At 70.5% G+C, this 22,304-nt stretch carries 21 protein-coding genes and 1 pseudogene; 7 read left to right on the forward strand and 15 right to left on the reverse strand.

Annotated features, from left to right (window positions below):
• Position 1: 1 nt before the first annotated feature.
• From G6N14_RS21220 to G6N14_RS13220, 3 genes are all read left to right on the forward strand, one after another.
• Complete coding sequence (locus G6N14_RS21220; protein WP_264079943.1) at positions 2-298, forward strand: SDR family oxidoreductase; 297 nt, start codon at positions 2-4, stop codon at positions 296-298.
• Positions 295-738 (forward strand): SDR family NAD(P)-dependent oxidoreductase, encoded by a 444-nt coding sequence (locus G6N14_RS21225; RefSeq protein WP_264079944.1) that lies wholly within the window; start codon positions 295-297, stop codon positions 736-738. Before G6N14_RS21220 ends, G6N14_RS21225 begins: the two co-directional genes overlap by 4 nt.
• Positions 739-846: 108 nt before the next feature.
• Positions 847-1,203, forward strand: a complete 357-nt coding sequence (locus G6N14_RS13220) for a hypothetical protein (RefSeq protein ID WP_085135196.1) — start codon at positions 847-849, stop codon at positions 1,201-1,203.
• Here G6N14_RS13220 and rnhA read toward each other — a convergent pair.
• From rnhA to gjpA, 6 genes and pseudogenes are all read right to left on the reverse strand, one after another.
• Positions 1,184-1,720: a ribonuclease HI gene (gene rnhA, locus G6N14_RS13225; protein ID WP_085135197.1), complete on the reverse strand. Its 537-nt coding sequence runs from the start codon at positions 1,718-1,720 to the stop codon at positions 1,184-1,186. The genes G6N14_RS13220 and rnhA overlap by 20 nt on opposite strands.
• Positions 1,717-2,157: pseudogene (locus G6N14_RS13230) on the reverse strand (glyoxalase); the annotation flags it as partial. The gene rnhA and the pseudogene G6N14_RS13230, both read right to left, overlap by 4 nt.
• A 34-nt stretch (positions 2,158-2,191) precedes the next feature.
• Entirely contained in the window at positions 2,192-3,028 is an 837-nt protein-coding gene (locus G6N14_RS13235; protein WP_085135268.1) for a DUF4436 domain-containing protein, read from the reverse strand.
• A gap of 197 nt (positions 3,029-3,225) precedes the next feature.
• The gene (locus tag G6N14_RS13240; RefSeq protein WP_133054897.1) at positions 3,226-3,783 is read right to left on the reverse strand and encodes a hypothetical protein; all 558 of its coding nucleotides are present in this window, start codon (positions 3,781-3,783) and stop codon (positions 3,226-3,228) included.
• Between the two features lie 11 nt (positions 3,784-3,794).
• On the reverse strand, positions 3,795-5,663 hold the full coding sequence (glmS, locus tag G6N14_RS13245) for a glutamine--fructose-6-phosphate transaminase (isomerizing) (protein ID WP_085135199.1): 1,869 nt from the start codon (positions 5,661-5,663) through the stop codon (positions 3,795-3,797).
• 113 nt (positions 5,664-5,776) lie between these two features.
• A complete protein-coding gene (gene gjpA, locus G6N14_RS13250) occupies positions 5,777-6,862 on the reverse strand; it encodes an outer membrane porin GjpA (protein ID WP_234808867.1) in 1,086 nt (361 codons plus the stop codon).
• A 315-nt stretch (positions 6,863-7,177) separates the two neighbouring features.
• On the opposite strand from gjpA, the gene G6N14_RS13255 reads away from it, so the two are divergent.
• The 3 genes from G6N14_RS13255 (at position 7,178) to G6N14_RS13265 (ending at position 11,061) form a co-directional block, all read left to right on the forward strand.
• Entirely contained in the window at positions 7,178-9,001 is a 1,824-nt protein-coding gene (locus G6N14_RS13255; protein ID WP_085135201.1) for a fatty acyl-AMP ligase, read from the forward strand.
• Positions 9,002-9,041: 40 nt separating this feature from the next.
• Positions 9,042-9,881, forward strand: a complete 840-nt coding sequence (locus tag G6N14_RS13260; RefSeq protein WP_085135202.1) for a dienelactone hydrolase family protein — start codon at positions 9,042-9,044, stop codon at positions 9,879-9,881.
• Positions 9,882-10,017: 136 nt separating this feature from the next.
• Positions 10,018-11,061, forward strand: a complete 1,044-nt coding sequence (locus G6N14_RS13265) for an LLM class F420-dependent oxidoreductase (RefSeq protein WP_085135203.1) — start codon at positions 10,018-10,020, stop codon at positions 11,059-11,061.
• A 58-nt stretch (positions 11,062-11,119) separates the two neighbouring features.
• Here the strand turns inward: G6N14_RS13265 and G6N14_RS13270 are convergent, their stop codons facing one another.
• The 9 genes from G6N14_RS13270 to eccCb form a co-directional block, all read right to left on the reverse strand.
• Positions 11,120-12,487 carry a hypothetical protein gene (locus G6N14_RS13270; RefSeq protein ID WP_085135204.1) on the reverse strand — a complete coding sequence of 456 codons (1,368 nt, stop codon included), beginning with the start codon at positions 12,485-12,487 and terminating at the stop codon, positions 11,120-11,122.
• Between the two features lies 1 nt (position 12,488).
• Positions 12,489-12,791 carry a type VII secretion target gene (locus tag G6N14_RS13275; protein ID WP_085135205.1) on the reverse strand — a complete coding sequence of 101 codons (303 nt, stop codon included), beginning with the start codon at positions 12,789-12,791 and terminating at the stop codon, positions 12,489-12,491.
• 50 nt (positions 12,792-12,841) lie between these two features.
• Entirely contained in the window at positions 12,842-14,173 is a 1,332-nt protein-coding gene (gene glmM, locus G6N14_RS13280) for a phosphoglucosamine mutase (RefSeq protein WP_085135206.1), read from the reverse strand.
• A gap of 145 nt (positions 14,174-14,318) precedes the next feature.
• The gene (gene rpsI, locus G6N14_RS13285; protein WP_109559761.1) at positions 14,319-14,822 is read right to left on the reverse strand and encodes a 30S ribosomal protein S9; all 504 of its coding nucleotides are present in this window, start codon (positions 14,820-14,822) and stop codon (positions 14,319-14,321) included.
• On the reverse strand, positions 14,819-15,262 hold the full coding sequence (gene rplM / locus G6N14_RS13290; protein ID WP_024443784.1) for a 50S ribosomal protein L13: 444 nt from the start codon (positions 15,260-15,262) through the stop codon (positions 14,819-14,821). Before rplM ends, rpsI begins: the two co-directional genes overlap by 4 nt.
• 275 nt (positions 15,263-15,537) lie before the next feature.
• The gene (locus tag G6N14_RS13295; protein WP_085135207.1) at positions 15,538-15,834 is read right to left on the reverse strand and encodes a WXG100 family type VII secretion target; all 297 of its coding nucleotides are present in this window, start codon (positions 15,832-15,834) and stop codon (positions 15,538-15,540) included.
• Between the two features lie 12 nt (positions 15,835-15,846).
• On the reverse strand, positions 15,847-16,191 hold the full coding sequence (locus G6N14_RS13300) for a WXG100 family type VII secretion target (RefSeq protein ID WP_085135208.1): 345 nt from the start codon (positions 16,189-16,191) through the stop codon (positions 15,847-15,849).
• A gap of 102 nt (positions 16,192-16,293) precedes the next feature.
• Entirely contained in the window at positions 16,294-17,466 is a 1,173-nt protein-coding gene (locus tag G6N14_RS13305) for a type VII secretion-associated protein (RefSeq protein WP_085135209.1), read from the reverse strand.
• Positions 17,463-21,032, reverse strand: coding sequence for a type VII secretion protein EccCb (gene eccCb, locus G6N14_RS13310; RefSeq protein WP_085135210.1), 3,570 nt, complete (start codon positions 21,030-21,032; stop codon positions 17,463-17,465). Before eccCb ends, G6N14_RS13305 begins: the two co-directional genes overlap by 4 nt.
• A 114-nt stretch (positions 21,033-21,146) precedes the next feature.
• Between eccCb and G6N14_RS13315 the strand changes: the two genes are divergently transcribed.
• Positions 21,147-22,304, forward strand: coding sequence for an EsaB/YukD family protein (locus G6N14_RS13315; protein ID WP_163787159.1), 1,158 nt, complete (start codon positions 21,147-21,149; stop codon positions 22,302-22,304).

Below are 22,304 nucleotides of genomic sequence, written 5' to 3' on the forward strand. Positions count from 1 at the left end.
GGTGAGCGGAGTGGTCGTCACCGGGGCAGCATCGGGGATCGGCCGGGCCTGCGCCCAGGCCCTGGTCGCCGAAGGTCGCCGGGTTGCGTTGTGGGACATCGCGCCAGCGGTCCAGGACATAGCCGCAAGTTTGCGGATGCCCGGCGCGGTTGTCGACGTCTGCGACGACGACGGGATGCCCGCAGCGGTCACGGCGGCGGCCGACGCGCTGGACGGCATCGACGGTCTGGTGCACGCTGCCGGCCGGGTGTTGCCCGAGCCGGTGGGCGCCTACACCGCGAGTCCTGGGATGCGGTGATCGATGTCAACCTGCGCGCCCAGGCGATGCTCGTGCAGTTGATGCTGCCGCACCTGGAGGCTGCCGCCCGAGCCGGCGGCGATCCGGCAGTGGTCGGTATCTCGAGCATCGAAGGGTTGACCGCCAACCCGTTCATCCCGGCCTACTGCGCCTCCAAGGCCGGACTGCTGGGGCTGACCAGGTCGATGGCTGCCCAGCTGGGCCCGGCCGGAATCCGCGTCAACGCGGTCTGTCCCGGCTTCATCGAGACCCCGATGCTGCAGATCGCCCTCGACGTCGCAGAAGTCGCGGCCGGCTTTGTGGCAGCTGCGCCGCTGGGGCGGATCGGTCAACCGGCGGAGGTCGCCCAGGCGGTGGCGTTCCTGATGTCACCGCGGGCGTCGTTCATCACCGGGACCCAGATCGTGGTCGATGGTGGCGTCACCGCCCGGCATCCGTGACGGCCGAGAAGACCCCGCTGTGCCGCGACGTCGTCGGCCGTCCAACCGCGTACATTCCGGCGCGCGATCCCGCCCCACCGAGCACAAGCATCGGTAGCATCCCTGAAGATGTCCCAGAGCCACCCGCCGCCGAAGCCGCCGATCTCGTGGGGAGATCTCGTGGGGGCACTGTCAGCCTTAGCCCTGACGTTCATCGGCAGTGGTGTGGCCGCGTTTCTGGGACTGTTCCTGATGGCCTTCACGGACAACTGCCCGCCCTCGACCTGCAATATCGATGCAGGCGTCACAGCAATCACGGCCGGGTTCGCGGCTGCCGCCGTAGTCGTTGTGGGCGGAACGGTCGTCACCATCGTCCGACTGGTGCGCCGTAACCCGGCCTGGCCGTTCGCGTTGGCGACCCTGGTACTGACCGCCGCGGCGTGCACTGCGGGCATTGGCGGCTATATCACTGCGGTGGGTGGCTGACTCCTAAGTGGGGCGCACCATCTGCCGCGCGGCCACCGCCGGCCAAGGTGCGTATGGCCGATTCGGCGATCGCTTCCCGTAGGCCCCGTGTCGCCAGCTCATCGGCCAGCTCGTTGTCGGCTACTCCCGAATGGCCTTTCACCCAGAACCACTCAACCTGGTGACGCGCGCAGGCGGCCTGAAGCCGTTGCCACAGATCAACGTTCTTCACCGGCTGCTTGGCGGCGGTCCGCCAGCCGTTGCGTTCCCAGCCTGACACCCAGGTGGTGATGCCGTTGCGGACGTAAGTGCTGTCGGTGTGCAGATGTACCACCACCGGCCGGGTGAGGGCTTCCAGCGCCATGATCGGTGCGGTCAGCTCCATCCGGTTGTTGCTCGTCTCGCCGGGCTCGCCCCCGCACATCTCGCGGACGTGGTGGCGCATACGCAGCACCGCGCCCCAGCCACCCGGGCCCGGGTTGGGGCGGCACCCACCGTCGGTGTGGATGACGACCACGTCATCGGTGGATTCGGTCATCGGCTGAGGATAGGCGGAGAGATCATCGCGGTGCGGACCGACATACCCAGATCGCGGTGCCGCAGCGTGGCGATCCGGCGGCCGGGCTGCACGGCGTCCTTCACCGGCAACATACGCTCGCCGAAGAACGACGCAGTCGCCTCGATATCGGCGACGACGTAGGTGATGCCCCACAGCGATGACGGGCCGTCCGTCGCCGTTTCGGGCGACCCGACGACTTCGAGGATCACTGCCCCCAGCCGGAAGAAAATCTGCTGCATCGGCCGGCCGCCGAGTTCGGCGTCGCGGATCCGACGCGACCGCAGCCCGACGGCACCCAATGCCTCGACGGTGCGAGACAAGTTGGGGGACACCAGCACAATGTGATCGATCGAGGTCACGCCGTTCGGATGCGCAGCCGGCTCGGCGGCCGCCGCGATGGAATGGGAGGTGGGGATATCGATGCGTGATGCGCGTGCCGCGCGCAGCGTGTCAGGCCGGCACTGCTGCCGGAGTCGCGTCGGGGTTGAGATCACGCCACCAGCAGTAGATGAACAGCAGCATCGACATCACCAGCGCCACGATCACCCACAGTGTGATCGTGACGTCGATCCAGGATCCGATCGGCGGCGCGTCGGGCAGCGCATTGCGCAGCGGAACCACCGCGAAAAGCATGGCTGCATACCAGGTGGTCATCGGCGGCTGAAACTTTCGCCAGCCCAGGAAAGTCAGCACGGCTACCACGACCGCGACCACGGCCAGGGCGACCAGGACGCCGACGATGACGGCGCCGAAGGCCACCGTGCTCGGAGATCGATGCAGGGCCACCCGGTATGGGCCGGTGTCACGGTCGCTGGCGATCTCGTTCTTCCAGCCGGCGATGTGGTCGACAAACGTCACCGACATCCGTTCGGGCATCGTGGCATCCCCGCGCATGACGTCAACGGTGATGGGCCCGGTCTTGTAATGGTCGAACGGCCATTTCGCCGAGTTACCGGAGATGGTCAACGGGACCGGGAACTCTCCGGGCACCGTCCCCTTGGTCCAGCTGCGCTTGGTCGGGGTGACCGCGGAGTGCACCGCGATGCTGAGATCTTCGGTGAGTCCGTGGGTGTTCGGGTCGAGCAGCGACGGTCCCGGGGTGATGGTGACTTTGCCGGTCAGCGTGCCCTTTACGGTCTGCAGATCCTCGATGTCGATGATCACGGTCGTTCCGTCGGCGGACGCCAGGCCTTCGGTCAGATGACGCGGGCATCCGCACCCGGCGCGCTCGTACAGCGCCACCGTGACGACGTAGGACGCGACGAAGAAGACCGCCATGCCGATCATCAGCAGCAGCCTGGCCCGATTGACGTGTACAACAGGATTGCCGTTGGACAAGGCGGCTCCTCACTCGAAATGGTCAGGGTCGATGACGACGGCTGCATCGTCTCATCACCCCAACACGTCCCGCCACGGTTTCGCCGCACCGACCGACATTGGCCGTCCGAGCGCACGTTTGGGAGCGGCCGGCACGCGCCGGTGCGCTAGAAGACTTCGCTGCGCGGTGCGGCGATGACGAAGCCGTGGGTGACGGCGGAGCCGCCGGCCTTGGCGCCGTTCTCCTGCGCGGCCTTGAGCACGCACACCACCTCGGTGCCCAGCGGAGCCCCGCAGACCAGTGATTCGGTGGGCGAGAAGTCCCAGAAGACAATCTTGTGGCCGGGTGCCAGCATGATCGACGGAACCTTCTCCGGGTTTCCGAGCAGTCCCGCCGGTGCCATCGGCAGGAATTGCGCCGGGCCGTTGCCGTCGGCGTGCACCGTGCCAAGACTCACACTGCGGGTCCCCGGCGGTGTCCCGACAAGATTTCCCGCACAGGCGATGCTGTGCGTCACCTTCCCACGGCTCTTGCGGCAGGCCAGGCCGGACACGGTGGTGAACGCCAAGTCCGGAATACCGGTGAGGTCGGTAACCGTGGCGGGCAGCGGACCGCTGTCGTCGAACAGCGGACCGAGGTCGGGAACCTCATTGGCCGCAACGGCATTCGTCACCGGAGCGAACACCGCCATCAGGGCGCACGCCACTGCCAACAATCGTCGCACTGCAACTCCCGCTACTCGACGGTCACCGATTTGGCCAGGTTGCGCGGTTTGTCCACATCGTAGCCACGGGCCTGCGCCACCCCGGCAGCGAACACCTGCAGCGGGATGGTCGACAGCAGCGGCTGGTAAAGCGTTGACACCGCGGGGATCTCGATCAGGTGGTCGGCGTAGGGGCGCACCGTCTCGTCGCCCTCCTCGGCGATCACGATGGTGATGGCGCCGCGGGCCTGGATCTCACGGATGTTGGAGAGCAGCTTGGAATGCAGCATGGCCGCGTTCTTGGGCGAGGGCATCACAATGATCACCGGCAGGTCGTCCTCGATCAGCGCGATCGGACCGTGCTTGAGCTCGCCGGCGGCGAAACCCTCGGCGTGCATATAGGCCAGCTCCTTGAGCTTGAGCGCGCCTTCGAGGGCCACCGGGTAACCGACGTGGCGACCCAGGAACAGCACCGCGGGCGACCGGGCGAACTGCCGGGCCAGCTCGGCAACCGAATCCATGCCGTCCAGCACGTGCGACACCAGCTCGGGCATCGACTCCAGCTGCCGGTACTCGTGCTCGACTTCGTCGGGATACTTGGTGCCCCGGGCCTGCGCCAGCGCCAGGCCGACCAGGTAGTTCGCGGTGATCTGCGCCAGGAACGTCTTGGTGGAGGCGACACCGATCTCCGGCCCGGCACGTGTGTAGAGCACCGCGTCGCACTCGCGCGGGATCTGCGAGCCGTTGGTGTTGCACACCGCGAGCACCTTGGCCTTCTGCTCCTTGGCGTGCCGTACCGCCTCCAAGGTGTCGGCCGTCTCGCCGGACTGGCTGATCGCCACCACCAGGGTGCTGCGGTCCAGCACCGGATCGCGGTAGCGGAACTCACTGGCCAGTTCGACCTCTACCGGCAACCGAGTCCAGTGTTCGATCGCGTACTTGGCCAGCAGGCCGGAGTGGTAGGCGGTGCCGCAGGCCACCACGAACACCTTGTCGATCTCGCGCAGCTCCTGGTCGCTCAAGCGCTGCTCGTCGAGCACGATCCGACCGTCCTCGAAGTGCCCCAGCAGGGTTTCGGCCACCGCGGTGGGCTGCTCGGCGATCTCCTTGAGCATGAAGTACTCATAGCCGCCCTTCTCGGCGGCCGACAGATCCCAGTCGATGTGGAAGTGGCGGGCGGCGGCAGTGTCGTCGTTGCCGTGGAAGTCGGTGATGCGGTAGCCGTCGGCGGTGATGACCACCGCCTGGTCCTGGCCCAGCTCGACCGCGTCCCGGGTGAACGGGATGAACGCCGCCACATCTGAGCCCAGGAACATCTCGCCGTCACCGATGCCGACCACCAGCGGGGTGGACCGACGCGCGGCCACGATCGTTCCCGGGTCGTCGGCGTGGGCGAACACCACGGTGAAGTGGCCCTCAAGGCGGCGCAGCACCGCCAGGGCCGAGGCCACGAAGTCACCGGCGGTCTCGCCCTGCCGGTACTCCCGCGCCAGCAGGTGGACGGTCACCTCGCTGTCGGTCTCGCTGCCGAACTCGACGCCGGAACGTTCGATCTCGTCGCGCAGCACGGCGAAGTTCTCGATGATGCCGTTGTGCACCACCGCGAACTCCCCGGCGGTGTCGCAATGCGGGTGAGCGTTCTGGTCGGTGGGCCGGCCGTGGGTGGCCCAGCGGGTGTGGCCCAGACCGGTGCCCCCGGCCAGCAGAGCGGGATCGGTGGCAGCCAGTTCGGCTTCCAGATTGGCGAGCCGGCCCGCACGGCGCCGGACGGTCAGCTGCCCCACCCCGTCGACGACGGCGATACCCGCGGAGTCGTAACCGCGGTACTCCATCCGGCGCAGGGCCTCGACGACGACGTCACGAGCAGACCGCTGCCCGACGTAGCCGACGATTCCGCACATAGCTGTTCAGGGTAGTGCACGGGCAGCACCCGCCGAGCAATCGCGCTGGTCAGTGCCGTTACTGCGTGCCGAAGCCGTAGCGCCCAGGGGCGATCAGTGCCCGCCGATCGCTGCTACGCGCCGCCGAACAGGTCTGCCCACAGGTCGCCGAAGTCGAAGTCGGTAGCCACGCCGACATCCGGGACAACCTCCGGCGGGGGCCCGGCGAAGTCCAGTTCGCCGGTGAGCAGCAACGCGAGCGCCTGCCCCAATCCGGCCAGCGCGCCCAAATACCCGACCCCCTGACCCTGACCGAACGCCAGGTCGAGTTCGAGGGGATCGGTCACCGAGATGGTGATACCCAGCCCGTTGAGGATCGAGCCGCCACCAAAGACGGGCGGAGGAATTTCGGACCCGAGCAAAGCCTCAAAGTTGCCGCCGACTTCTCCCGGGGACAGCAGCCCGCCGAAGGCGAAGCTCAGTCCGGATATGCCCGCGCCCTCCGGCAGCAGGCCGGCTTCGCTGATCGTCGGGACCAGGAAGTCCAGGTTGAGCGTGGCGCCGTTGAGCCAGCCGTTGAACATGTTCGCCGGGATATTGATCAGTTCCTGCAGCGCCGCCATGGCGTCCGGGTCCTCGCCGCCGAGATTGGCGCTGATGGCTTCGATGCTGTTGACCAGCTCCACCAAAGGCGACAGGTACGGCCCCAGGGCGCCGATCAGCAGACCGGACAGCGGCGAGGCCAGGACTTGGATGATCTCCGGGATCGGGTCGGGGATCGGCGGAATGAGCCCGGGAGCCAAGGCTTCCCCTTGGTTGGTGAGCAGGCCGTAGAGCAGGAAGTTGCCGAGGCCGAAGCCGGGATCCCCGATCCCGCCTTCGCCCGAGGGCAGACTGGTGGTGAATTGAGCCAGCGGGTTGAGGAAGCCCTTCTGGTCGCCGGCAAGGAACGTCAGCGCAGCGCCCAGCTGCTCCAAGTCCAGATTTTCCGGGTCGGCGTTGCTGAGCGCATCACTGAGGGCACTGTTGGCGTCCTGCAACGCCGTCTGCAGCTCCGAGAGGTTGGTCTGCGCGGCGCTGAAGGCGTCGCTCCACGCACCGGTGAAGTCAAGACCGGCGGTCAGGGCGATATCGCCGACGCTGTGGACTTCAGGCAGCGGCGCGACCACCGGGGTGACCGTGATCATGCCGGCGCCGACCACCGCTATTCCGGCGGTCACAAAGGGACGTAATACAGGATTCATGTGAGTACTCCTCACTATCGAAGTGGCCTGCCGTCGAAACGCAACTGAGTATGGCGCCCACGTTAGTTATATTTTTACTGTGACACAAGACACAATCTCGCGCATTTTCCTGGCAACTTGCTGTCAGCATGACCACAGTTGTGCTAACAGCCGTTGCGTATTCGGTCCTGACCGCCGGCCCGTTGCGGCCAACCCGGCTCTGCGGCGGCGGTGCAGCGGTTATGTTGAGCATCCGCGCCAGCCACCATCCGCGGCGCAGGTCGGCCAGGAACCGAAGGGTTAGGGGACGACATGCCACAGCACCCTCCGACCACCGCAGGCACTCTGGTGGAACTGCTACGCCGGCAGGCAGACCGCTACCGGGACAAGGTCGCGTTCGTGTTCGACCCGGACGGCACAGCCGAACACGGCGCGCTCACGTACGCCGAACTCGACCGCAGCGCACGGGCGATCGCGGTGAGTCTGCAACAGCAGGGCGCGGCGGGGCGTCGTGTGCTGGTCGTCTGCCGGCCGGGTCTGGACAGCGTCGCGGCCTATTTCGGCTGCCTGTATGCGGGCGCGGTTGCGGTGCCGGTGCAGGATCGGCTCGGGCGGTTGGCCTTGATCGCTCCCGATGCGCGGGCCGGTTTCGCCCTGGCGGACTCCGCGACGCGCGACAAACTCAGGGCGAAGGTCGACGGCATGACCAAGCGGCCGCCGCTGTGGCTGGCCCCCGACGACCCCGGCGCGGACCCGGACAGCTGGGAACCGCCCGACGTCGACGGCAATACCACCGCCACACTGCAATACACCTCGGGTTCCACCAGGGCGCCCAAGGGAGTCGTCCTGACCCACGGCAACCTGCTGGCGAACCTGGTTGCGATCCATGAGGCGTGGGACGGCGACGACCAGAAGATCGCGGTGTGCTGGCTGCCGCAACACCACGACATGGGCTTGATCGGCGGCATCCTGCAGAGCGTGTTCGTCGGCGGCACGACGGTGCTGATGTCGCCGGCGGGCTTCATCACCCGCCCGATTCGCTGGCTGGAAGCCATGTCCCGGTACCGCGCCACCACCGCCACCGCACCCAACTTCGCCTACCAGCTCTGCGTCGAGCGCAGCTCCGCGCAGGAGCGCGCGGCGCTGGACCTGTCGCAGTGGTCGACGGCGATGAACGGCGCCGAACCGGTACAGGTCGCCACCCTGCGTGCCTTCGCCGAGGCTTTCGCCCCGGCCGGTTTCCGGCCGGAGGCGTTCCTGCCGGTGTACGGCCTGGCCGAGGCAACCCTGCTCGTCTCGGGCGGATCGGACGCCGCCGCACCGGTCGTGCGCCACGTCGACCGCACCGCACTGGGCGAAGACCGGGTCGTCGAGATCACCGCCGACGCCGATCCCCGCGCCGTGGCACTGGTCGGCTGCGGACGCCCCCGGGGCGGTCAGCAGATCGTCATCGCCGACCCCGAGACGCGACGGCGCCGCGGCCCCGATGAGGTCGGCGAGATCTGGATCTCCGGGCCATGCGTCGCCCAGGGCTATCGCGGCAAGCCCGAGGACACCGAGCAGACGTTCGGGGCCTACCTGGCCGACACCCGGGAGGGCCCCTACCTGCGCACCGGGGACCTCGGCTTTCTGCGAGCCGGGGAGGTGTTCGTCACCGGACGCTGCGCAGACCTGATCGTCTTCCGCGGCAACAACTATTACCCCAACGACATCGAGAAGACGGTGCAGGGCAGCCACCCGGCGTTGTTGTCCGGCCGGGGCGCAGCCTTTGCCGCCGGCACCGGGCCGGATGCCGACGAGCAACTGGTGCTGATCCAGGAGGTCGAGCCAGCCGGTGCGGCCGCGTACGCCGCCATGTTGGACGCGATCGAGGCAGCCGTTGTGCGCCACCACGCAATCGCCCCCCACGAGGTGGTCCTGGTCGGTCCCGGTTCCATCCCGACCACGTCGAGCGGCAAGATCCAGCGCCAGGCCGCCCGGCAGCGGTACCTCGACGGCGGTTTCGCCGCGGTGGCGCAACGGCGGGCGGCGCCGGGTAGGCGCACCGGTCCCGCCGATCCCGCGGCGGCCGCCCGGACCGCCGCCGCGGCGCAGCAGGCGGTGGCACTGCAGTACTGGAGGGCACGACCGGACTGACCCCGCAACGCCGGTGGCGCCGGTGCGTTACCGTCATCGGATGGCCAGCACCAAGCGTCTTTACGCCGCGTTGACCCGCCCCGGCCCGCATCGCGTCCTGCGCGGGGACCTGGCTTATGCCGGCCTGGCCGGGGTGGTGTACACCCCCGCGTCCGGGTACCGGCTGCCCGCCGTGGCATTCGGGCACGACTGGCTGACCGGGGCCGATCGCTACGCCGGACTGCTGGAGCACCTGGCCTCATGGGGTGTTGTGGCGGTGGCGCCGGCCACCGAACGAGGGCTGGCGCCGTCGGTGCTGACCCTGGCCGCCGACCTGGGCCGCGCCCTGGAGATCGCCATCGACATCCGGCTGGGGCCGGGGCGTATCAGCGTCGACCCCGGCCGGCTCGGGGTAGCCGGTCACGGCTTCGGCGGTTCGGCCGCGGTGTTCGCCGCGGCAGCACTGCCGATCACGCCCAAGGCCGTGGCGGCGATCTTCCCGACCGTCACCACACCGCCCGCCGAGCTGGCGGCGGCCGCACTCGATGTACCCGGCGTGGTGTTCAGTAGCGCCGGTGACCCCAAAGCATTGCGTTCCAACGCGATCGAGCTGGCCCACGCTTGGGGGCCCGCGACGCTGCGGGTGATCGACAAGGTGTCGCCCGCCGGACTGCCGCAGGGCCGCCGTCTCACCGGGTTCTTCGGCCTGCCGACGTCGGACCGGCGCACCCAGCGGCGGGTGCGCGCCCTGCTGACCGGATACCTCATGGCACAACTGGTGGGCGACAAAGCGTTCCGGGCCTTCGCCGACCCGCAGGCAGCCCTGCCGCGAACCCAGGCACCGGGTCCCCTGCCGGAGCCGCTGCCGCCGGAGGAGAAGCTCGCCGCACTGTTCGGGTAGCCGCGGTCCGCGGTGCCCGTTCTCCCCCGTCGCGATGGTGGACTACCTCGTGATGCGCCCTATTTTTTCCCTGAGTAGCCGCTGCTGCCGGCCCCCGAGGCGCTGGGCCGTCAGCAAAGACTGGTATGTGTGAGTGATGCGCATCGGTACACAGCTGAGCTACGCGGGCGGATTCAAGGAAGCCGTCGAGCAGGTCCTCGAGCTGGAGAAGATCGGGATAGACGTGGTCGCGGTCGCCGAGGCCTACTCGTTCGACGCCATCAGCCAGCTGGGGTACCTGGCCGCCAAGACCTCGCGGGTCGAGCTGCTCACCGGGGTCCTGCCCATCTACACCCGGACGCCCGCATTGCTGGCCATGACGGCGGCCGGCCTGGACTACGTGTCGGATGGCCGCTTCACCCTGGGCCTGGGTACGTCGGGCCCGCAGGTGGTGGAGGGTTTCCACGGCGTTGCCTTCGACGCTCCGCTGGGACGCACCCGCGAGGTCGTGGAGATCTGCCGGGCGGTCTGGCGCCGGGAACGACTCAACTATGCGGGCAAGCACTACCAACTGCCCCTTCCACCCGAACGCGGAACCGGTCTGGGCAAGGCTTTGCGGTTGATCAACCATCCGGTTCGGGAGCGCATTCCGATCTCGATTGCCGCCCTGGGCCCCAAGAACGTTGAGCTGACCGCCGAGATCGCCGAGGGGTGGCAACCCGTTTTCTTCTATCCGGAACGGGCGCAGGACATCTGGGGCGACTCGCTCAAGGCCGGTGCGGCCAGGCGTGATCCTGCGATGGCGCCCCTGGACGTTATCGTCGGGGCGACGTTGGCCATCGGCGACGACGTGGAAGACCGGCTGGCCTGGGCCAAGCCTCAGCTGGCGCTGTACATCGGCGGGATGGGCGCCAAAGGCCGGAACTTTTACCACAACCTGGCCACCCGTTACGGGTTCGGCGAGGTCGCCGATCGCATTCAAGAGCTCTACCTGGCCGGGCGCAAGACCGAGGCGATCAATGCCGTGCCCGACGAGCTGGTCCGCAACACCTCGTTGGTCGGGCCCCGCGGTCTGGTGGCCGAACGACTTGCCGCCTACGCCGAGGCCGGCGTGACAACGCTGCTGGTGGCCCCACTGGCAACCGGGCCGGACGAGGCGCTGCGCTACGTCGCAGAACTGCGCGACCTGCTTCCGTCGTGATCCAGCGCGGCCCGGCCGCGCGATCTTGCCCGCAATGACCCGCGGGTGTGCGGCACCCTCACCCGCCCGCGTGCGGCAACTCCTGGGCCGCGATGTCACACGGCGTCTGAGGTGCGACGTCTGAGGCCGCCAGGGGCTGCTCGGCATCGGTGCCGGCGCTCGGCGCTTCCGGTTCCCGATTGCCGCCCGACGGGGCCGCCTCCCCCGCGGCATCACCGAGTGGCGCGTTGCCCGGTCGGTCCTGCGGATCGTCTCGGTCAGCGGGCGACTCGGCGGGATCTGACTCCGGCTCGGCATCGGCGGCTTCGTCAGGGTCTGGGGACCCCTCGGAGTCGGCGACGCCGGCGGGCTCGGAGTGTTCGGCTTCGGCTCGGGGCCGGTCCTCGAAAGGATCGCGGAACGGCTCATCGGCACCGAACGTATCGGCGGTCCCCGGAATCAGCCCGCCCAGTCCGGGCAATCCGGGCAGGCCGCCCAGCCCGCCGCCGGTCCCACTGGGCGGGCCGGCCGACTGCCAGCCCCAGTCACCCGGGACGGCCCGCGTCCCGGGCGGCTCGAACGCGCCGGGAGTGCCCGGCGCACCGCCGTCGAACGGTGGCCCCGGATGCGGCGGCTGCGGGGCCGCCGGGCGCAGCGGCTGCGCCGGATCGTCTGACGCCGCGACCACAGCCGCTGCCGGCCGGCCACCATCGTCTGCAACCGGCACAGTCTCCGGGCCCTCGGGCCGCGGGATCGGCCCGAGGTCTGCCGGAACTGCGAACCACACCGCCGGCCCGGCGCCGGCTGCGGCGATCGCGGTGCGGTATGCCTCGGCAATGCCGTCCTGGGCAGCCCGGACTGCTGCGACCCAATCGCCGCGAACATCGTTGTCCACGTATGCAAGCACCTGCTTTTCCACGATGTCGACGGCCCGTTCGTCCGCGGTGCCGGCGTTCACCGCGCACGCCGCCGACAGCCAAGCCGGCCGTTGCGCGCCCACCCGCTCATCGACTCCCAGCACGGCCGCGACCTTGACATCGACCAACCGCCACAGCTCGTCGCGCAGGACACCGAGCCCGGTGGCCGCGGCGCGCAGCCGGTCGGTGAGCGCAGCAGCGGTGTCGCAGTGCCGGCGCAGGAACTCCGCGGCGGCGTCGGCGCCGGGGCCACGCCAGGCGTCCTGAAGCGCGGCAAGGTGGCGGCGCTGGGTGTGCAGTGCATCGTCGGCGGCGTCGGCCAGGGCGCGCAACTCGGTGCAGTCGGAGTCGAGCGCCCGCAGGTCCAGACCGGCTTCACTGTCGTAGCGGTCGGCGAGCTGGCCGTCATAGCCGGTGAGTTCAGCATCGCGGTAGCCCCGCCGGTGGCACGCCGAGACGTAGGCCTGGGTGACTGCGACCGCCTCGCGTCCCTGTGCCAGCCGTGCGGGCACGTCGAATCGTGCTGCCACGTCAGCCGACTCGCTCCGCCGCCAGCACCTCCACCTGCCGGTAGCGCGCCGACGCGGCCCGCAGCGCCGCGGCGATCTCGGTGGCGGCCCGTGACCAGCGGATCAGCTCCGGAACCCAGCCGTGCAGGGCGCGGCGCAGCTCCTCCCCCGCCCCGAAACAGTCGCGGCCCGCCGTGGCGCCGCCGAAGGTCAATCCGCCCAGCCGGATTCGCGTGGCGGTGTCCATGGCCGCCGCGGTCGTGTCGAAGTGGTCGGCCACCGAACACAACGCGGCGGCATCGAGGTAGAGCTTCAGTTGTCCCATACGGGTAGGACGCCGCCACGGCGAGCGGGGTTCCCGCCGATTCGCCCGAGTCAGCGCCGGGCGCGCACCACGTCGGCAACCTCGGCGGCGACCCGGCGGGACGTCTCCTCGTCGGCCGCCTCCACCATCACCCGCACCAGCTGTTCGGTACCGGAGGGCCGCAACAGGATTCGGCCGGCGTCGCCGAGCTCCTCGGTAGCGCGCCGAACCGCCTCGCGCACCGCCGGATGGCCCACCGCGTCGGCCTTGTCGGTGACTTCCACATTGATCAGCACCTGCGGCAGCGTGCACATCGCCGCGGCCAGTTCGGCCAGCGGGCGCCCGGTCTGGGCCATTCGCGCCATCAGCCGCAGGCCGGTGATGATGCCGTCACCGGTGGTGGCCACCTGGGGCAGCACGACGTGACCGGACTGCTCGCCGCCGAGGGTGAATCCGCCGGCCCGCAGTTGCTCCAGGACGTAGCGATCACCGACATCGGTGGTGTGCACCGTGATCCCGGCGTCGCGCATCGCCAGGTGCAGGCCGAGGTTGCTCATCACGGTCGCCACCAGGGTGTCATCGACCAGTTCGCCCGCGTCGCGCATGGCCAGGGCCAGCACCACCATGATGGCGTCGCCGTCGATCACGTTGCCGTCGGCGTCCACCGCCAGGCACCGGTCGGCATCGCCGTCGTGCGCCAAGCCCAGGTCGGCGCCGTGAGCACGTACCGCCGCCTGCAGCGGCTCCAGGTGCGTCGACCCGCAGCCGTCGTTGATGTTGAGTCCGTTGGGGTCGGCGTTGATCGCGATCACGGTGGCACCGGCGGCGCGGTAGGCATCCGGCGCTGCCTGCGACGCCGCACCGTGCGCGCAGTCCACGACCACGGTCAGGCCGTCCAGCCGGATCGGGTTGGCCTCGCTCAGGTGGTGCAGGTAGCGATCGAGCGCGTCGGGGGCATCGACCACCCGGCCCAGCTCGGCGCCGATCGGGCGCAGTCCCGGGCCGGCGGCGACCAAGTCTTCGATCTGGTCCTCGGTGGCGTCATCGAGCTTGTGGCCGCCCGGGCCGAAGAACTTGATGCCGTTGTCGGGCATCGGATTGTGGGAGGCGGAGATCATCACGCCGAAATCGGCATCGTATGCGCTGGTCAAATAGGCCACCGCGGGCGTCGGCAGGACGCCCGCGCGCAGCGCGTCGACGCCCTGACTGGTCAACCCGGCGATGACCGCGGCCTCCAGCATCTCGCCACTGGCGCGGGGGTCGCGGCCGACGACGGCGACCCGGCGCTCGGTGCTGGTGGACAGCCGCTGCGCCGCGGCGCCGCCCAGCGCAACCGCCAACTCGGCGGTCAGCTCGCGGTTGGCAACCCCGCGGACGCCGTCGGTGCCGAAAAGTCGACCCATAACTATCCTTTATCGCCGCGAGCGTGCGTGCTCCCGGCCCGACACGCCGGTGTCGGACCGGAAACCACCGCCCTCAAAAGCAAGCCGGGGGCACCTTCCGCGTGCGGAAGGCACCCCCAACTCGCTGCCAGAATGCAATCGCAGATCAGCGCTTGCTGTACTGCGGAGCCTTGCGGGCCTTCTTGAGACCGTACTTCTTGCGCTCGGTGGCCCGGGGGTCACGAGTCAGGAAGCCGGCCTTCTTCAGGGCCGGGCGGTCTTCGGGCTGGACCAGGATCAGCGCGCGGGCCAGCGCCAGACGCAGCGCCCCGGCCTGGCCGGACGGACCGCCGCCGTCGAGATGGGCGTAGACGTCGAAGCTTTCCAGCCGGTCCACGGTGACCAGCGGAGCCTTGATCAGCTGCTGGTGCACCTTGTTCGGGAAGTAGGCCTCCAGCGTGCGCCCGTCCAGGTCGAACTTCCCGGTGCCGGGCACCAGGCGCACCCGGACCACGGCCTCCTTGCGGCGGCCCACGGTCTGGATGGGACGGCCCAGGTAGTGCGGCTGGTAGGCCGGCTCGGCGTCTTCGTGCACTACGTCCTCGACAACCTCAACGACGGTCTCGTCGACCTCGGGGACCTCAGCACCTTCAAATGCGGTCTCGGTCATTGCGCCACCTGCTTGATTTCGAACGGGATCGGCTGCTGGGCGGTGTGCGGATGCACCGGCCCGGCGTAGACGTGCAGCTTGCGCTGAATCTGACGACCCAACTTGTTGTGCGGGATCATCCCGAGGATCGCCTTCTCCACGACACGGTCGGGACGGGTCTCCATCAGCTCGCCGATGCTGCGCTTGCGCAGCCCGCCCGGGTAACCCGAGTGGCGGTAAGCCATCTTCTTCTGCAGTTTGTCGCCGCTGATGGCGACCTTGTCGGCGTTGATGATGATGACGAAGTCACCGCCGTCAACGTTCGGCGCGAATGTCGGCTTGTGCTTGCCGCGCAGCAGGGTTGCTGCCGCAACGGCGAGCCGGCCAAGCACCACGTCGGTGGCGTCGATGACATACCACGAACGTGTGGTGTCACCCGCCTTCGGCGCATAGGTGGGCACAGCGCTTACCTCTTCTTTTCAACTCGAGCCGGGTCGTCCCGGACTTGCGGATCCCGGTATGAGCCGGGTGCCGGTCCGGCGTGGACGGCGGGGTGGTTCTCGGCGACCGACAGTGACCCGAGACCCGCTGTGCCCGCAGGCACCGCACGCCAACGGAGCAGCTTACCGGGGGCGATCCGGGCAGGTCAAAACGGCGACTGCCGGGGCGTTCAACCGGTGTGGCCCCCGACGGCTCTCCATCCCCAGGGGCCACACCGGTTCGGGGGCGGCCTCTCCTACCTCCCCCAGGCTCCCGCGGCGCGGCGATCGGCGTCGGCGACATCAGCGGCGCCGTCGCGCACCGCCCGGCCGAGATCGACCAGGATCTGGTTCAGCGCCTCGACCGCCTGCTGCCAGCGCAGCTGCTCGGCGTGGTAGGCCCCGGCCGCCTCCCGCGTCCAGACCTGTTGCAGCGGTGCGATCTGCGACCGCAACTCCTCCAGGGCCCCGTTGAGCCGGGCGGCCGTGGTGTGGATCTCCTGGCGGACAGCGAATTCGATCTCGTCGAAGTCGTACGACAGTGCGGTGTCCATACCCGGCACCGGTCAGATTCCGTCGCCGGCGGCGGCGATGTGGTGCGAGTGGGCCTCAGCCACCTCACGCAGCGCACGTTCGTTGCCCCGGATGGTCTCGGCGATACGCGCCAGCGCGTGATGCAGGTTCAGCGATTCGGAGTTCCAGCGATCCACAACGTCCTGGAACCGGGCCGCTGCCAGGCCCGACCACACCGACTCCGGAACCGCGCGCATCCGGGCGACGAACGCCTGCAGCATGCCCCGGATCTCCTCGTTGCGGGCGTCGGTGGCCGCTGCGACGGCGCGCATGACGTCGAAGTCGGCACGAAGCGCGGTGCTGCCGGCGGATCCGGACAGCCCGGAAGGTGTAGCCACATCAGTCCCTATCGTCGTCGGTTCGCTGATACGTAGTTCGACGGCGATACGCCCGTTCCGGTTCCCGCCGGTTCCCCACCGGGCGATTTCGCGGGCGGGCGGTCAACGCCCAACGGCATGGGCGGACCGCACCGCCTGCTCGCAGACGGTGCGCACGGTGTCGGCGCCGCCGGGGCCGCTCTGGCAGCCGACAGCGATCCGGATCGAGCCGTCGACCAGCACCGCCCAGGCGATCTGACGGTCGGCGCGCACCTCGCGATAGGTCACCGCGGGCCGGCCTGCACTGGTGCCGGCCGGATCGAAGTCCACGAACACCCCCGGCGTCTCGGCCTGGGCGCGCCGCAATCCCTGCTGCAGCGGATCGGCGACGGTGGCCAGCGCGCCGGCCGGGGCCGGCATCTGGGTCAGGTGCAGCACCTGATGCGGATCGGCCGGATTGGCCACCTCCACCCGTGCCGATCCGGGCCCACCGCTGACCCGCCGCACCGTCCAGTCCGCCGGGACCTGCATCGCCACCGCGCCGTCGAGCAGATACGACGTGGGCACGGGGGCCGGTGCCGTGCCCGGGTGCACCACCAGCGCCCAGCCGACCGGCAGAGCCAATCCCAGTGCGGCGGCAGCCGGCCGGCGCCGCCGGCGATGCCTCGCGACGGTCGCAGCGGCGACCGGCGTACCGGCGGCCGGGCGAACCGGGGGCAGCCCGTCGGCCACGGTCACCCGCACCTCGGGTCCCAACCGGTGGTCGATCATGCTCGCCAGCGCCGGGGCCCCGCCGACCCCGGCCGGCGCGTCGATCACCACGCCGTCGCGACGATCTCCCAGCGCCGCCAGGACCCGGCGGGCCACTGCGTCGGCGACCTCGCCGGGGTCGCCGATGCGCGGCTCGGCGACCATCCCGGGAATTCCGGTGCCGGTGACGGCAACCAGGCCGTCGGCGATCTCCACGACCGCTGCGGCACCGGCTGCGCCGGCCAGCACCGTCGACCGCGACCGGATGCGCACCGGCACGGCGCCGGCGGCCGCGGTGAGCGCCGCCACGCGTCGTTTCGGCCACCACGCCGGGTGTATGAGCTCCATCGCCACCGCGGGCGGGGCGCAGGCCAGCACGTCGCGCAGCAGCTCGGGCACCGCGACCGGTTGCCCGGCGACCAGCCCGACCGGGTCGTCGATCCATTCCACCGCCGCGACGGCACCGGCCGCTTCGGCGCCGCCGCAGCAGAGCCGCCGAATGGTGACGGGCCCGGCCTCGATCACCGCCCGATGCCCGGCGCTCATGGTTCCCAGGTCACCTGGATCAGCCGCGGCCCGTCGGCCCGCGTGGTCAACGTGCCGCGCCCGGCCGGCAGGTCGGCGGGTCGCCCCCAGCCGCCGGGGGCCTCCGCGCCGCTCATCGCCAGCCGCATCGCGCCCAGATCGGACAGCGCGGTCAGCGTCGGTTCATACGCCGACCGGGCGGCACCGCCGGTGCGGCACGCCACGATCAGGTGCAGCCCGACATCGCCGGCGTAGGGCAGGTAGTCCAGCAGCGGCGTCAGCGGATTGCCGGAGCCCGCGGTCACCACGTCGTGGTCGTCGACCACCACAAACCACTGCGGGCCGGACCACCAGGACCGGGCGCGTAGCTGCTGCGGGGCGAGGCCGGCGCCGGGTAACCGTGCGGACAGCTGCGCGGTCACGTCCGCCAATTGGCTCCTGAGCATCGGCGCGGTTACCGCGTAGCCGCCCAGGTGCCCGGGCGGCACCACCTCGAGCAGGCCGCGGCGGTAGTCGACCACCAGCAGTTGGGCCTGCTCGGCGGTGTGGGCGCGTACCAGCTCCCGGCACAGCGTGCGCAGCGCCGAGGTCTTGCCGCACTCGCTCTCGCCCAGGACCAGCAGGTGCGGTTGCCGGCCGAAATCGAGGGCGACGGCGGCCAGTTCGGGTTCACCGATGCCCAGTACCGGCAGTCCGGCGGCGGCCGCGGCCACATCTGCGGGCGCCACCACGGCCGGCAGCAACCGGATCGGCGGGGCGACGACACCGTCGGGATGCCGCAGCGGCGCCCAGTTTTCGGGCCGGGCGAGCCGCATGTGCATGCCCTCGGCAGTCAGACCGCGCCCGGGCCGATCCTGCGGCACCTGCTGGGCTTGCCGGCGGTCCAGTTCGGATTCGGCGGGATCTCCCAGGCGCAGCTCGATGCGGGTGCCGATGAGGTCGCGCAGGGCGGGCCGCACCTCGGCCCACCGCGACGCAGCCAGCACCACGTGCACGCCGTGGGACAGTCCGCTGGCGGCCAGTGCGACGATCGCGGCTTCGAGGTCGAATTCGCGGCACAGCGCAGCCCATCCGTCGATCACCAGGAAGACGTCGGGGGCCACGCCCTGGCCTTCCGCATCGCGGTCGGCGCCGGTTTCGCGGCGCGCCACCACAGCCTGCAGTTCGGCGACCATCCGCCCGACCAGATCGGGGTGCGCACGGTCGGCCACCGCGCCCACCTGCGGCACGGCGCCGAGGCCCGAAAGCATGCCACCGCCGAAGTCCAGGCAGTAGAACACGACCCGGGCCGCATCGTGGGTGGCGCACAGTGCGGCGATCAGGGTGCACAGGGCGGTCGACTTGCCCGATTGCGGCGCGCCGACCACTGCGACGTGTCCGGCTGCGCCGTCGAGCCGGACGCACAAGGCGGTGCGCCGCTGCTCGAATGGCCGGTCGACGACGCCGACGGGAACGCTCAGGTGGGCAGCAGGGTTGCTGCGCAACACCGATCCCAGGTCCGGGGAATCGCCTAAGGGTGCCAGCCAGATTCGGCGCGCTTGGGCGCCGTGCCCGGACACCCTGTGCAGCATCGCCTGCATCACGGTGCGCGCGCCTGGATCGGGTGCGGCGGCGGGGCGGTGAATCGGCGCGGCGGTGAACGGCTGTACCGCGGCGGGCGCCGACAGGGGGCGCGGGCACACACCGGAGACATAGGCCGTCTGGAATCGCCGTACGGTGCCGTCGGCGGTGCGCAGAAACCCCAGACCGGGGGTGTTCTCCAGGTCGTGCGCAGCCGTGGTGCCCAAGACGATCCGGGATTCGGCGGCTGACATCGTCTTCAGGCACACCCGGTAGGACAGGTGCGCTTCCAGCCCGCGCAGCCTGCCCTCTTCGAGGCGCTGGCTGGCCAGCAGCAGGTGGATTCCCAGCGACCGGCCCAGCCGGCCGATTGCGACGAAGGTGTCGAGGAGGTCGGGGTGGCGGTGCAGCAGTTCGGAGAACTCGTCGACGATGAGCAGCAGTGCCGGGAGGGCCGGTAGCTGCGGCTGCGTCGCGCGCGCCTGCCGGTATGCGGCCACGCCGGGCAGCCCGGCGTCGCGCAACTGCTGCTGGCGGCGCTGCAGCTCTCCGGCCAGTGCGTCGCGCATCCGGTCGACCAGCGGCGCCTCCTCGGCGAGATTGGTGATGACGGCACTGACGTGGCGGGCCTGGGAGAATCCGAGGAAAGTTGCGCCGCCTTTGAAGTCGACCAGGACCAGGTTCAGGTCCTCAGGCGAGTGACGCGCCACCATGCCCAGGACCAGGGTGCGCAGAAACTCCGATTTCCCGGATCCGGTGGCGCCGATACACAGTCCGTGCGGACCGCTGCCCCGATCGGCGGCCTCTTTGATGTCCAGCAGCACCGGGCCGGCGGCGTCGTCGGTGCCGATGGGAACGCACAACCGCTGCGCCGCCGCGCCCGCCCAGGCAGCCGGCGGGTCGAAGCCGTCGACGGTGTCGATGCCCAGCAGCTCAGCCCACCCCCGGTCGCCGCGGCCGGAGCCGGCCGCCCGGCAGCCGGCCAGTCGCTGAGCGCACACCGTCGCATCGGGGAGGCTCAGGTAGTCCGGCTGGCCGAGACGGCCGTCGCGGTCGTGCAACGTTGTTGCCGACACGGCCAGGCGGCGAGCGGCGCCGCGCGCTCCTGCCTCGGCTACCCGCAGACCTGCCGGGTCGTCACTGATCACCACGGCCCGGCGGCCGGCGAGGTCGCTTTCGGCGGCCGCCAGGTCGGGATAGGTCAGCAGCAGCATTCCCCCGGATGCCGACGGGTGCTGGTGGTGGGGAAGCCATTTCAGCCAGTCCCAGTCACGCTGGCGCGAACTGGTGACCGCGGCGATCGCCAGCACGGCGGGGGCGTGCAGGACGGCGAGCTGGCAGATCAGTGCGCGCAGCAGGCCGCCTACCCGCTCGGCGTCGCCGTCCAGCAGCAACGGCTCGCCGCCCAGCACCGGCAGCGTGACCGGCAGCTCGGGCACCGTGGCATAGGTGTCGAGAAAACGTTGCAGCGCGGCATCGGCGACCGGGTCGGCCCGGCTCGCCGGGTCATGCGCGGGCGCGACCAGTCGACTGGCCGGCACGGCCGGCCCAATGCCCACCCGCGCTGAGCCGAAAGCCGGATCGGCCGGCTCGCGCTCCCACTGCCGGGACCCACCGGTGAGCTGCCACAGGACGTCCGGGTCAGGATGTGACCACCGCGCAAATTCCGTCTGGGCCGCAGCGCTTTCGGTGACGGCGCCGCGCAGCCGGCTCAGATAGGCCAGATAGCTTTGGCGGTCATCATCGATGCCGTTGCCGCCCGAACGACTGCGTCCCGCCACTGCGAGGGCGACCGCCGAGCTGAGCATCATCACCGGCAACACGGCTACCGGGCTGCGTAGGGCGCTCACCCCGGCGCGGTGGGCGATGACGGTGACGGCGAGCATGGCCACGGCCGCCCCGATCGGCAGCAGCCGGGCCAGGATCATCCGATGGTCGCCGTCGCGAACCGATGGCGGTGCAGCGACGCCGATTTCGTTCTGCGGCGGCGGCGACGGTGGAGTCACGCACGGAGCGGGACCGGTCATCGGCACACGGTAGGAAGCCCCGTGGGAACCCGCAACTCGGCTGTGGATAGCCGCAAGCCCGTGCTCCGACGGGGCCGTAGCGTCGCCCCATCGAGGGCGAAAGGGGAACGCGACGTGTCCACTCCGGATTCCGGCCTGCGCCGGGTGGCGATATACACCGACCGCGCGCACGCCGACCTTGCCCTGCCGTCCGGCGTTCCGGTCGCGTCGCTGATCCCCGCTGTTGTGGACGTCCTGCCACCCGGGGCGGACCCGCCGCCGCTGCGCCCCTATCGCCTCTGTGAGCCCGGAAAGGCAGCGCTGGACGGTACGAAATCCCTGTCGCAACAGGGGATCCGCGACGGCGCAACACTGGTGTTGACCTACGCGCCGTGCCCCGCGCCGCAGGTGTATTGCGATGATCCGGCCGAGCAGCTGGCCGCCGGGGTTCAGGCGATGCAGCGCCCGTGGAGTCCGGGGGCGCGCCGGCTCAGTGCCGCGCTGGCGGCGAGCGGCCTGTCCGGGGTAGCCGGTTTCGTGGCCGTCCCCGGCGGGCCCGGCGCCCCCAACCTGTTGTTGGCGTTCGCGGCGGCAGGAACGGTAGCCCTGCTGACCGTTCCGTCGAGCGGCTGCGGTGCACCGGTTCGCACCATGTTGTGCTGTCTGGCCGGGCTGACGGTGCTGGCGGCGGTCGCGGCCACGGCCGTCGCGCTGAGCGGGTCCGGCCTGGCACGGCTGGCCGTTGTGGCGGCGTGCGCCGGTGTCTGGCTGACCCGCATCGCCGACCGCGTTGCCGCCGCGGCCACCGGGTTGTCCCGCAGCCCGCAGGCAGCCGTCGCCCGGGCCGGTCAGGCTCACGATCTGTTGACCGGGTTGGTGGCGGTGGCGTCGGGGCTGGTGGTGCTGGGCGCCGCCGGCGTGATCGCCGCGGCACCGGTCGCCGGGACGCCGCGGGCCGCCGGTGTGGTGTTCGCGGCGGCGGCCGGTGCGGCGTTGGCGCTGCGCGCCCGTTCGCACAGCGACGGCGCCCACATCGCGGCGCTGGTCGCCGGTGGTACCGCCACGCTGGGGATCGCGTTGCTGGGCGCGTCGTTCAGCGGGGCACGGCAGTGGCCGGCGGGGCTGGCCGTGGCGCTGGCCGCCGCGGCGCTCGGTTTCGGCGCCACCCCCGCGTCCGTGTCGATCCGGCGCGGCGCCGAGGTTCTGGAGGGCCTGGCGCTCGGTTCGCTGGCACCGCTGGCCTGCTGGCTGGTGGGGCTCTACAGCGTCGCCCGCGGGCTGAGCGTGGGGTGA

It is taken from the genome of Mycolicibacter hiberniae (assembly GCF_010729485.1).
GTDB classification, from domain to species: domain Bacteria; phylum Actinomycetota; class Actinomycetes; order Mycobacteriales; family Mycobacteriaceae; genus Mycobacterium; species Mycobacterium hiberniae.